Origin of the sequence: Brachybacterium sp. p3-SID1565, from assembly GCF_025143785.1 — a bacterium.
GTDB lineage: Bacteria > Actinomycetota > Actinomycetes > Actinomycetales > Dermabacteraceae > Brachybacterium > Brachybacterium epidermidis.
Window position 1 is genome coordinate 36,526 of sequence record NZ_JAMBDS010000019.1, and the last position, 11,362, is coordinate 47,887.

Sequence of the window (11,362 nt, forward strand, 5' to 3'; positions counted from 1 at the left end):
GCTCGCACCATGGACACCGGCCTCGCCTTCACCAAGGGTCACGGAACCCGCAACGACTTCGTGCTGCTGGACGACCCCGACGGCATCCTCGATCTCGATGCCGCGACGGTGGTGGCACTGGCCGACCGGCGCGGCGGCATCGGCGGTGACGGCGTGATCCGCGTGGTGCGCACCCGCGCTGCGGGGATCGAAGCACCGGCCGATGCCCCCGAGTGGTTCATGGACTATCGCAACGCGGACGGCTCCCTCGCCGAGATGTGCGGCAACGGCGTGCGCGTGTTCGCCGCCCACCTGCGCGCCGCCGGCCACGTGGACACGGACGCCTTCCAGATCTGGACCCGGGCCGGTCTGCGCACCGTCGAGATCCTGTCACGCCCCCGGCACGACGGCGCCGACTGGACCGTGCGGGTGGGCATGGGAGCACCCGCGCTGGAGGAGAACGACCGCCGGCTCAGCATCGACGGGCACGAGCTGATCGCCTACGACGTGGACATGGGCAACCCCCACGCGGTCGCGTTCCTGCCCGAGGGCGTGCACCTGGACCAGCTGGACCTCACCCGCCGCCCCGGCATCGCGCCCGACCCCGAGGGCGGGACCAACATGGAGTTCGTGCAGCAGCGCGGGGACCACCACGTGGCGATGCGGGTGTTCGAGCGCGGGGTGGGGGAGACCGACTCCTGCGGCACCGGGGTGGCCGCGGTGGCCGTCGCCGCTGCGCATCGGGCCGCCGACGGCTCCGGCCGTCCCTGGACGGTCGAGGTGCCCGGCGGCACTCTCCAGGTGGCCCGCCGCGGCGAGGAGGTCACCCTCACCGGGCCTGCCCGACTGGTGGCCGACGGCGTGTTCCGCGGCTGAGCCCAGGCGGCCCGGGCCGGCGGGGAACTCTCCTCGCTCAGCCTTCCTCCGGCCCCACCTCGAGGATGCGGAAGCCCTTCGCGCTGGCTGCCTTGCGCACCTCGCGTGCGGGCAGCTGCTCGCCCAGCCAGCGGGCCAGGGGGTCCGCCCCCAGGTTCTTCCCCACCACCAGAGCAGCGGTCCCCGTCGGGGCCAGGCGCGCCGTCCAGTGCAGCAGCAGCGCATGCAGCTCCTGCTTGCCGATCCTGATCGGCGGGTTGGACCAGATCGCGTCGAACCGCACATCGTCCGGCACCTCCTCCGGAGCGGCCACCCGCACTCGGTCCAGGCCCAGCCGCTCCGCATTGGCGCGGGTGAGAGCACGCGCACGCGCGGTGACGTCCACCGCCCACACCTCCGCGTCGGGATGCAGAAGCGCGGCGCTGAGCGCGATCGGTCCCCACCCGCATCCCAGGTCCAGGATCCTCGCGCCGGGAGGCACGGGGGCCAGCACGTCCAGCCGATCCAGCAGCACGGCGGTGGCCTTGTCCAGGCCTCGGGCGGAGAAGACCGCACTGCTGGAGACCAGGTCCCGCTCCGCGCCCGCCAGGTGCACCCGCAGCGGGAAGGGTGCCTGATCTGCCTCGCTGGCGGGGGAGAAGTAGTGCTCGCTCACCCCGCCAGGATACGGAGCCTCCCGGCCGTGACCGCGCCGCAGGGCCGGGGATGCCCGTGATCCCTCTCGGCCCTGCGCTTAATCCCTCGACCTCCGCAACCTGTCGTGGGATTCTGGATGTCCGCGTCGCACGATCCTCCCGGACGTGCCGGCGTCGGCCACTCCAGTCGCCCCCCTCGAGGAGAACCCAGATCGTGCCCATCGCCTTCCATCCAGACCCCGTGCCGGACGACGACGTCACCGGGAGCTCGACCGAGGAAGCCGATGCCGCGCAGAGCCCCGGCGCCCGCCGCCGTGACCCCCTGACCGAGCGGATCCTCGCGCGCGGCGACGCCTCCGTCTCGGCCGTCACCTACGACTCCACCACCGACGGCGACCAGTTCGACCTCGCCGACCGCCAGGCCCTGCGCCGCGTCGGCGGTCTGTCCACCGAGCTCGAGGACGTCACCGAGGTCGAGTACCGCCAGCTGCGCCTGGAGCGTGTGGTCCTGGCCGGGCTCTACACCTCCGGCAACCTCGAGGACGCCGAGAACAGCCTGCGCGAGCTCGCCGCGCTCGCCGAGACCGCGGGCTCCGAGGTGCTCGACGGCGTGCTGCAGCGCCGCGCCCACCCCGATCCCGCCACCTTCCTGGGCAAGGGCAAGGCCGCCGAGCTGGCCGAGGTGGTCGCCGAGGTGGGGGCGGACACCGTGATCGCCGACGGAGAGCTGGGCCCCGGTCAGCGTCGAGCCCTCGAGGACATCGTCAAGGTGAAGGTCATCGACCGCACCGCTCTGATCCTCGACATCTTCGCCCAGCACGCCAAGTCCCGCGAGGGCAAGGCCCAGGTGGAGCTGGCCCAGCTCGAGTACCTGCTTCCCCGCCTGCGCGGCTGGGGCGAGTCGATGTCCCGACAGGCCGGTGGCCGGGTGGCCGCCGGCGGTGCCGGCATGGGCTCGCGCGGCCCCGGTGAGACCAAGATCGAGCTGGACCGTCGGCGCATACGCGACCGCATGGCCAAGCTGCGCCGGGAGATCAAGGCGATGACCCCCGGTCGTCAGGCGCAGCGTGCCGACCGGCACCGCAACCAGGTGCCCTCCGTCGCGATCGCCGGCTACACCAACGCCGGCAAGTCCTCCCTGCTGAACCGGCTCACCGGGGCCGGGGTGCTGGTGGAGAACGCCCTGTTCGCCACCCTGGACCCGACGGTGCGCCGCTCCCAGACCCCGGACGGCCGCGAGTTCACCTACGCGGACACCGTGGGCTTCGTGCGCCACCTTCCCACCCAGCTGGTCGAGGCCTTCCGCTCCACCCTCGAGGAGGTGGGCGACGCGGACCTGCTGCTGCACGTGGTGGACGCCTCCCACCCCGATCCCGAGGGCCAGATCCGGGCCGTGCGCACGGTGCTGGGGGAGCTCGAGGGCTTCGACGTCCCGGAGATCGTGGTGCTGAACAAGGCCGACATCGCCGAGCCGGAGACCATCGCCCGGATCCGCAGCCTGGTCGACGACTCCGCGGTGGTCTCCGCCCGCACCGGTGAGGGCATCGAGGAGCTGCGCGAGCTGATCGCGCAGCGACTGCCCCGCCCGGCGGTCGAGGTCGACGTGGTGGTGCCGTACTCGCGCGGGGATCTCATCTCCCGGGTACACAGCACCGGTGAGGTGATCTCCGAGGAGCACCTGATGGAGGGCACCCACCTCAAGGCACGGGTCGACGAGGCCCTCGCCGCGGAGCTGCACGCCACCGCCTGAGGGGTGTCCCGCCGCCGGTGAGCCATCTGACCGCCCGTGGGACGCAGGGCCCCGCAGACCGGCCGAGCGGCCCGGGGCGCGCCTGGGCCGCCCCCGACGCACAGGCCGCTACCGTGGTCCGGTGCCCGCCGTCCACAGCTCCACCCCTTCGCCTCCCCGCGACTCGACCGGGGATGACCCGGCGCGCCTGGGAACACTGCTGGACGCGGCGATCACCGCGATCGGCGGCACCGCCCGCGAGGGGCAGCGGGCCATGGCCGAGGCCGTCGGCACCGCGATGGAGGGCGGCCGCCACCTGCTGGTCCAGGCCGGCACCGGCACCGGCAAGTCCCTGGCGTACCTGGTGCCCGCCCTGCTGCACGCCGTGACCTCGGGCCGACCGGTGGTGGTCTCCACCGCCACCATCGCCCTCCAGAACCAGATCGTGGCCAAGGACCTCCCGCGCCTGGTGGAGGCGCTGGCCCCGCACCTGCCGCGCACCCCCACCTACGCCCTGCTCAAGGGCCGTTCCAACTATGTGTGCCGCCACAAGCTGGACGGCGGCTACCCCGTGGACATCGACCCCGGTGCGCTGTTCGCCGAGGCCTCCGCGGATCCCGCCCGTGACGGCGGGGAGCGACTGGGGGAGCAGGTGCGCAGGCTGCGCGCCTGGGCGGAGGAGACCGACACCGGGGACCGCGACTCGCTGGAGACCCCGGTGTCGGACCGCGCCTGGCGCCAGGTCTCGGTGAGCGGGTCGCACTGCCTGGGCAGCAGCTGCCCCATGGCGAGCTCGTGCTTCGCCGAGCACAGCCGGGAGCTGGCACGGGAGGTGGACCTGGTGGTCACCAACCATGCCCTGCTGGCCATCGACGCCTTCGACGGCCACGGCATCATCCCCGACCACGACGTGGTGGTCTTCGACGAGGCCCACAGCCTCACCGGGAGCGTCACCACCGCCGTCACCGACGTGCTGACCCCGTCCCTGGTGCGGGGCACCGTGCGCGACCTGCGCGGCCTGGGCGTGGCCGCCACCGCTCTGGACGATGCGGGGGAGGAGCTGCGCGAGGCCCTCAGCCTGGTCAGTGACGGCCGCGTGATCGGGGACCTGCCCGAGCAGCTGGCCGACGCCGTCGAGCACCTGCGCACCGAGTCCCGGCAGGCCCACTCCGACGCCAAGGACGCCGGCGACGCGGACGTGGCCGGGACCGCCGGCTCCCGCAAGGCGGTGCGATCCAACCTCCAGCAGATCATCGACGTGTGCACGCGGCTGCTGGCACCGGAGGAGGACGACGTGGTCTCGGTCTCCCATTCCGGGGCCACCGGCCGGTCCAGCATCCAGGTGGCCCCGCTGAGCGTGGCCGGGGCGATGCGCGGTGCCGTCCTGGAGCACCGCACCGCGATCCTCACCTCCGCCACCCTCGCCCTGGGCGGGAGATTCGAACCTCCCGCGGGCGAGGTAGGGCTGGCACGCGCCGCCCGCACGGCGCCCGAGGAGATCCCGGCCCTGGAGGACCGCGGGGCGTGGGCCGGGCTGGACGTCGGCAGTCCCTTCGACTACCGCCGGCAGGGGATCCTGTACATCGCCCGGCACCTTCCGCCTCCCGGCAGGGAGGGCCCCTCGCTCGACATGCTGGACCACCTGACCGAACTGGTGGAGGCCTCCGCCGGCGGGGCGCTGTGCCTGTTCTCCTCCCGGCGCGGGGCGGAGCTCGCCGCAGAGCACGTACGGGCCCGGCTGGACCTCACCATCGGCGTGCAGGGGGAGGACTCCATCTCGAACCTGGTGCGGATCTTCCGCGAGGAGCAGGACTCCTGCCTGTTCGGGACGATCACCCTGTGGCAGGGGGTGGACGTGGTGGGGGACGCCTGCCGGCTGGTGACCATCGACCGGATCCCCTTCCCCCGCCCCGATGAGCCCCTCACCTCCGCTCGGCAGGAGCGGATCGCCTCACGCGGGGGCAACGGATTCATGTCGGTCTCGGCGCAGCATGCCGCGCTGCTGCTGGCACAGGGCTCCGGCCGCCTGATCCGCACCAAGGACGACCGGGGCATGGTCGCGGTGCTGGACCCCCGCCTGGCCACTGCCCGTTACGGGGGATTCCTGCGCGAGGCCATGCCACCGCTGTGGCCCACGAGCGACCCGCAGGTGGCGCTGGGCGCCCTGCGCCGCCTCGCCCAGACGGTCTGACCCGGCAGCAGCGCGCTCAGGCCGGCGCCTCCCGGTTCAGACGGCGCGCAGCACCGCCACCACCTTGCCGAGGATCTCGGCGTGATCGCCGAGGATCGGGGTGAAGGCAGGATTGTGCGGCATCAGCCACACGTGACCGTCGTGCTGGGCGAAGGTCTTCACAGTGGCCTCGCCGTCGAGCATCGCAGCCACGATCTCGCCCTTGTTCGCGACCGGCTGCTGGCGCACCACCACCCAGTCGCCGTCGCAGATCGCGGCGTCGATCATCGAATCGCCCACCACCTGCAGCAGGAACAGATCACCGTCGCCCACCAAGCGCGCCGGCAGGGGGAAGACGTCCTCCACCTGCTCCTCCGCCGTGATCGGCACGCCCGCCGCGATCCGGCCGACCAGTGGCACGGAGACGGCCTCGACCGATCGCGCGCTCTCCTCCTGGGCCGGGGCAGGGGCATCGTCCTCGCCGGGCATCACCACTTCCATCGCACGGGGACGCTTGGGGTCCCTGCGCAGGTAGCCCTTGCGCTCGAGCGCCTGCAGCTGATGGGACACGGAGGAGGAGGAGGTCAGCCCCACCGCATCGCCGATCTCCCGCATCGTGGGCGGGTAGCCGTGGGCCGAGATCGCGGCGGTGATGGTCTCCAGGATCCGGCGCTGGCGGCGGGTGAGGCTCGCGTGATCGCCCACAGGGGCGCTCTCGGGGCGGCGACTGGTGCTGGGCGACATCGGGCGGGCCTCCTGGCTTCGTTTGTCAGACCCTCACGGTTCCGTGGTCCTTGTCAGCCACAGTAGGCGGCGCGGAAGCGGATTCCAAACACATGTTCGATGTTTCCTCTTGCGTGTCGCGCCGATACCGGTCTACAGTCGCACACAGATTCGATCGAACAGGAGTTCGGAGATGCCCACCGATACCACCACGGTCCTGCCCTTCCCCCGCCGTGACAGCCGTGCGCAGCGCCCCGCTGATCGCTCGGGTGTTCGACTCGAGCTCACTTCGCGCGGCCGCGCACTGGTCACCGCCATCGCCTTCGTGCTCGGCCTTGTCGTCGCGGCCCTCGCGCTGCTGGTCTTCGACGTTCCCGCAGCGCTGGCGGGCGCGGGTCAGGAGCAGCACATCACAGTCACCGTCGAGGCCGGTGACACCCTGTGGGACCTCGCCGAGCAGCATGCTCCCGAAGGCGTGGGCCAGCAGGAGTACATCGCGCAGGTGCGCGCCATGAACCATCTGCCCACCGGTCGGGTCACTGCCGGTCAGCAGCTGGATCTGCCCGTCGGGGAGGGCGTGGAGCGCTGATCCGGGCCCGGCGGCGGGCTGCTCCCGGTAGTCTTGACGGGTGCACTGCCCGTTCTGCCGCCACCCCGACTCCCGGGTCGTGGACTCCCGCACGTCCGATGACGGGGCCACCATCCGCCGCCGCCGGCAGTGCCCCGAGTGCGGTCGGCGCTTCTCCACCGCCGAGACGGCGTCCCTGTCGGTCCTCAAGCGCTCCGGTGTGAGCGAGCCGTTCAGCCGCGCGAAGGTGATCTCGGGGGTGCGCAAGGCGTGCCAGGGCCGGCCCGTCAGCGATGATCAGCTGGCCATGCTCGCGCAGCGCGTCGAGGAGGACATCCGCTCCAGCGGCCAGGCCGAGATCGATGCGCATGACGTGGGCCTGGCGATCCTCCAGCCCCTGCAGGAGCTGGATCTGGTGGCCTACATGCGCTTCGCGAGCGTCTACCAGTCCTTCGACTCGCTGTCCGATTTCGAGGCTGCGATCACCCGTCTGCGCGAGGAGTCCGGCGGGCCCCACGAGGCCGCTCAGGACGGCTCCCACGGCCCGGTTCGCACCGAGTTGTGAATTGGTGCGAAGCACCCCTCATGTGTGCGTAAGATACTGCTCGTGCGCTCGCGCAGCGCACCCAGATCAGCGGTCGTGGAGGGGAAGCCACGGCCGCTGATCGCTTGTCCGCGCCCCTGCCTCCGCCGAGGCCTGTCCTGCCTCCGCCGGGGCTCGTTCCGTTGAGCTCCGGGGCTGACCCCGGCGCACACCGGTGCTCAGTCCCCGGACATCCCGTCGGGCAGAGGTCGGGCGTGCACCACACCCAGATGCTGGGTGGGGCGGGTCATCGCGACGTACAGGTCCCCGGCACCATGCCCCTCCACCAGTTCGGCAGGTTCGACCACCACCACGGCGTCGAACTCCAGGCCCTTGGCGTCCTGTGCCGTCATCACCGCGATCTCGTCGTCCACGCCCGAGGAGCCGGATCCCACCGGGGGCAGGCCCCCGATGCTGCGCAGCTGCTCGAGCACCGCGGTGAGCCGGTGCTCTGAGGAGATCACCGCGATCCGGCCGATGCTCGAGGCGTGCAGCTCGCGCACCTCGTGCGCGGCGGCCTCCGCCAGGTGGGCGTCGTCGGTGTGCTCGATCCGGGGATCGCGGTCCCCCTCCCGTACGGAGCTGACCTCCGTGATCGGAAGGTCGTATGACTGGGCCACTTCTGCGGCCCTGTCCATGATCCGCCGGGGAGTGCGGTAGTTGACGGTGAGGTGCTCCACCTGCAGTCGGTCCTGCACGTACGGCGCCAGGGCGGCCTCCCAGGAGCCGGGGCCAGCGGCCGAGGAGGTCTGGGCGACGTCGCCCACCACGGTGAACGACTTGGTGGGGCAGCGCCGCATCAGGGCGCGCCAGCTCATGGCCGAATGCTCCTGCGCCTCGTCCACCACGACATGGCCGTACGTCCACGCACGCTCGCCGGCAGCCCGTTCGGCGAGGGTGCGGCCGTCGCGGATCCGACCGACGTGCTCGGCGAGGTCCTCGGCCCGGATGATCCCGGAGGTGTCGATGTTCTCCAGCACGGCGCGCGCATAGGAGACGTCGGCCTCCTTCTTCTGTGCCTGCTCCTTGGCGCGCGCCTCCTCCGGCGCGGAGTCGTCGCCCAGGATCTCCGCCACCTCGTCCAGCAGAGGGATGTCCTCCACTGTCCAGGGGGAGTCCTTGGGCCGCACCAGGACGTCGACGTGAGGAGCGAGGGAACGGGGAGCCGCTGCCCGCAGGCGCTCCGGCCGTGACAGCAGGATGCGCAGGAAGCCCTGGGGGGTGTACGGGAGCCAGGCCAGATTGAGCTCGCGGCGCACATCGGGGTGGTGCAGCAGGTCCGAGAGCAGCTCCGGGCGGTCCTCCGGGACCACGGTGCGCCCGGCGGCCCGCAGGGCGTTCTCGTACCGGTCGGCCAGGCGGCTTGCGGCGGCTCGGACGAACACGGCGCGGGCGGCGTTGTGCGGCTTGTGGGAGGCTCGCGCCTCACGCCGGGCGGAGCGCACGTCCTCGCGCGTGAGCGTGATGCCGGTGCCGTCGATGCGCAGGGGGACGTCGCGCTCCGGCACCAGCTGGCGCTGCTTGACGGCGCGCGAGAGCAGCTCCGCCATCGCGGCGTCGCCCTTGATGCGCGCCACTTCGTCGCTGTCGTGCAGTGCGGTCTGCACACCGGGGAAGAGCTCGCCGGGAGTCAGCATCACCACGCCGGACTCGCCGAGGCTGGGCAGGACCCGTTCGATGTACCGCAGGAAGCCCTGGGTGGGGGCCATGATCAGCACGCCCGTGTGCTCCAGCCGCCGGCGGTGCGTGTAGAGCAGGTAGGCGGCCCGGTGGAGCGCGACGGCGGTCTTGCCCGTGCCTGGACCGCCCTGGACCACCAGCACGCCCCGGTTCCCGGAGCGGATGATGCGGTCCTGCTCGCCCTGGATGGTCGCGACGATGTCGCCCATGCGGCCGGTGCGCTGGCCGGACACGGCCGCCAGCAGGGCCCCCTCGCCCTGCAGCACGATGTCGTCGCTCTCCTCCAGCACGGACGGATCGAGCACGTCGTCCTCGAGGCCGATCACGCTGCGGCCTCGGCTGATCAGGTGGCGCCGCAACCGCACCCCGAGTCGTTCGTTGCTGGTGGCCTGGTAGAAGGCGGCGGCAGCGGGGGCGCGCCAGTCCACCAGCAGCTGTTCGCGCTCGGGGGTGAACAGGCCGATGCGACCGATGTAGCGCCGGGCGGCCTCGTCGGTGTCCAGCCGCCCGAACACGACGTTCTGGCTGACGGAGCGCAGCAGGGCCAGACGGTCCTCGTACAGGGCAGCGAACGCGTCCCGCTCCGAGCGGTTCTGGTGGGTGGAGGCGTGCTGCGAGGCCTGCACCTTCTCGAGGTTGTCCTGCACCTGGCCGATCTGCTCGTCCAGCCTGTCGTAGAGCTGGTCCGCGTAGTCCTGCTCGCGTGCGATCTCCCGGGCGATCTGCCCCTCAGCGTCGTCCACGTACCCGGTCCCCCTGGGGTTGCCTCGTCTTGCGTGCCCGTACCGCTCGGACACCCGGTCGGAGGAGCACGGTGATCCATTATGGTGGACGGGCCCGGCTGTGTGTGGCACCCGGGGCGTTCACGGGCTGAGGAGGTGCCGATGCGAGACCCGCGCGACCTGTACAGCTTCGAGTCCATGGATGTGCTGGCGGCCGTTCCACGTGAGGGCCTGATGCTGGTGCACGCCCTGCCCGGACTGGTCGATGCCGGCAACTCCTGCCGCATCGCTGCCACGTACCTCCGCGATCAGCTGCGGCACATGAAGCTGGTCTCCTTCGACATCGACGAGCTGCTCGACTACCGCGGCTCTCGCCCCCAGGCGGTGTTCGACGGGCTCTCCTACACCTCGGTGGACATCCCCTCCCTCTCGCTGACGCTGATGTACGACGAGGCGGACCGTCCCTTCCTGTTCCTGGACGGCCCGGAGCCGGATCTGCAGTGGAAGCGCTTCGGCCAAGCCGTGATCGACCTGGTGGAGTACTTCGAGGTGGAACGGGTGGTGGGGATGCAGGCCGTGCCGATGGCGGTGCCGCACACCCGCCCCATCGGGCTGTTCGCCCACGCCAACGATCCATCGCTGCTCGCGGGCGAGGGCAGGGAGGACGGGGTGGGAGCCCCGGACCGGTCGGTCGGGCAGGGGGAGGCCCCGGCCGGGTCCAGCTCCCACCCTGCCGGAGGCGGGCCCGACCAGCCGTCCGAGGGCGCGGAGATCGTGGTCCCCGCCTCCTTCGGTGCCCTGCTGGAGTTCGAGCTCGGACGCAGCGGTCACCCCGCGATGGGGTACGCGGCGCAGATCCCTCACTACCTGACCCGCACGGACTTCCCCGCCGGCGCGCTCGCGCTGCTGCGCAGGATCAGCGACGCCACCGGCCTGGAGCTGCCCCTGGTGGACCTGGGTGATCTGACCGATGCCGCCACCGGCGCTCTGCAGGCCACGCTGGCTCAGAACGCCGAGGTGAGGCAGATCGTCACCGCCCTCGAGGAGCAGTACGACACCATGCGGGAGGACCAGGACGGCTCGCCGATGGCCACCACCATGGACCTGCCCACGGCCGACGAGATCGGCGATCACTTCGAGCGCTTCCTGGCGGACCAGGACGTCGAAGGGCCGGACGACCCGCGTCGGCTCTGAGTCCCGCCCCGCCCCCGGGCCCATGGTCCTTAGGGAGCTCGTGACTGCCTCGGGCAGCACTGTTCGTTACCCCTTCGTGATCCGCGGTTCGATCCCCCTCTGTGAACCGGGCCACGGCCGTGACACAATGGCGGTGTTGCGGTGATGCAGTTCCAGCAGGACAGTCCGTCATGGGGCCTCGGCCCCGAACGGCGCACCTGATGCCACCCGCCATCCGGCGGCGAACGGCTTCTCGCGGCACCACGGTCGCATCGGCGACCGATGATGGACGACACAGGAAGTAGACAGGTATGGCACAGGGCTCGGTCAAGTGGTTCAACTCCGAGAAGGGCTACGGCTTCATCGAGATCGACGGAGGCGGCGCTGACGTCTTCGTCCACCACAGCAAGATCGACATGGACGGCTACCGCTCCCTCGATGAGGGGCAGCGCGTCGAGTTCGAGGTCTCCCAGGGCGACAAGGGCCCGCAGGCAGAGCAGGTCCGTCCTCTCTGACCGGACCTG

General features: G+C 71.7%; 10 protein-coding genes. 7 read left to right on the forward strand and 3 right to left on the reverse strand.

The window, feature by feature from the left end:
- Positions 1 to 9: 9 nt before the first annotated feature.
- Positions 10 to 855, forward strand: coding sequence for a diaminopimelate epimerase (gene dapF / locus M4D54_RS06465; RefSeq protein WP_259790310.1), 846 nt, complete (start codon positions 10 to 12; stop codon positions 853 to 855).
- A 37-nt stretch (positions 856 to 892) separates the two neighbouring features.
- Here the strand turns inward: dapF and M4D54_RS06470 are convergent, their stop codons facing one another.
- Positions 893 to 1,510 carry a class I SAM-dependent methyltransferase gene (locus M4D54_RS06470; protein WP_193866098.1) on the reverse strand — a complete coding sequence of 206 codons (618 nt, stop codon included), beginning with the start codon at positions 1,508 to 1,510 and terminating at the stop codon, positions 893 to 895.
- A 194-nt stretch (positions 1,511 to 1,704) separates the two neighbouring features.
- Between M4D54_RS06470 and hflX the strand changes: the two genes are divergently transcribed.
- Positions 1,705 to 3,240, forward strand: coding sequence for a GTPase HflX (hflX, locus tag M4D54_RS06475; RefSeq protein WP_193866099.1), 1,536 nt, complete (start codon positions 1,705 to 1,707; stop codon positions 3,238 to 3,240).
- A 121-nt stretch (positions 3,241 to 3,361) separates the two neighbouring features.
- Positions 3,362 to 5,410, forward strand: coding sequence for an ATP-dependent DNA helicase (locus tag M4D54_RS06480; protein WP_193866100.1), 2,049 nt, complete (start codon positions 3,362 to 3,364; stop codon positions 5,408 to 5,410).
- Between the two features lie 36 nt (positions 5,411 to 5,446).
- Here M4D54_RS06480 and lexA read toward each other — a convergent pair whose 3' ends face one another.
- The gene (gene lexA / locus M4D54_RS06485) at positions 5,447 to 6,133 is read right to left on the reverse strand and encodes a transcriptional repressor LexA (RefSeq protein WP_193866101.1); all 687 of its coding nucleotides are present in this window, start codon (positions 6,131 to 6,133) and stop codon (positions 5,447 to 5,449) included.
- A 172-nt stretch (positions 6,134 to 6,305) separates the two neighbouring features.
- On the opposite strand from lexA, the gene M4D54_RS06490 reads away from it, so the two are divergent.
- Positions 6,306 to 6,701: a LysM peptidoglycan-binding domain-containing protein gene (locus tag M4D54_RS06490; RefSeq protein WP_193866102.1), complete on the forward strand. Its 396-nt coding sequence runs from the start codon at positions 6,306 to 6,308 to the stop codon at positions 6,699 to 6,701.
- A 40-nt stretch (positions 6,702 to 6,741) separates the two neighbouring features.
- The gene (gene nrdR / locus M4D54_RS06495) at positions 6,742 to 7,245 is read left to right on the forward strand and encodes a transcriptional regulator NrdR (RefSeq protein ID WP_193866103.1); all 504 of its coding nucleotides are present in this window, start codon (positions 6,742 to 6,744) and stop codon (positions 7,243 to 7,245) included.
- A 197-nt stretch (positions 7,246 to 7,442) separates the two neighbouring features.
- Here the strand turns inward: nrdR and M4D54_RS06500 are convergent, their stop codons facing one another.
- On the reverse strand, positions 7,443 to 9,686 hold the full coding sequence (locus tag M4D54_RS06500) for an AAA family ATPase (protein ID WP_193866104.1): 2,244 nt from the start codon (positions 9,684 to 9,686) through the stop codon (positions 7,443 to 7,445).
- A 141-nt stretch (positions 9,687 to 9,827) separates the two neighbouring features.
- On the opposite strand from M4D54_RS06500, the gene M4D54_RS06505 reads away from it, so the two are divergent.
- Both M4D54_RS06505 and M4D54_RS06510 read left to right on the forward strand, forming a co-directional pair.
- Positions 9,828 to 10,859 (forward strand): proteasome assembly chaperone family protein, encoded by a 1,032-nt coding sequence (locus M4D54_RS06505; protein WP_259890743.1) that lies wholly within the window; start codon positions 9,828 to 9,830, stop codon positions 10,857 to 10,859.
- A gap of 290 nt (positions 10,860 to 11,149) precedes the next feature.
- Positions 11,150 to 11,353: a cold-shock protein gene (locus tag M4D54_RS06510; protein WP_193866106.1), complete on the forward strand. Its 204-nt coding sequence runs from the start codon at positions 11,150 to 11,152 to the stop codon at positions 11,351 to 11,353.
- Positions 11,354 to 11,362: the final 9 nt, after the last annotated feature.

Bases quoted from the DNA above. Each gene is read 5' to 3' on its own strand.
- dapF (WP_259790310.1), top strand. From the start codon at position 10: ATGGACACCGGCCTCGCCTTCACCAAGGGTCACGGAACCCGCAACGAC.
- lexA (WP_193866101.1), bottom strand. From the start codon at position 6,133: ATGTCGCCCAGCACCAGTCGCCGCCCCGAGAGCGCCCCTGTGGGCGAT.
- M4D54_RS06490 (WP_193866102.1), top strand. From the start codon at position 6,306: ATGCCCACCGATACCACCACGGTCCTGCCCTTCCCCCGCCGTGACAGC.
- M4D54_RS06505 (WP_259890743.1), top strand. From the start codon at position 9,828: ATGCGAGACCCGCGCGACCTGTACAGCTTCGAGTCCATGGATGTGCTG.
- M4D54_RS06510 (WP_193866106.1), top strand. From the start codon at position 11,150: ATGGCACAGGGCTCGGTCAAGTGGTTCAACTCCGAGAAGGGCTACGGC.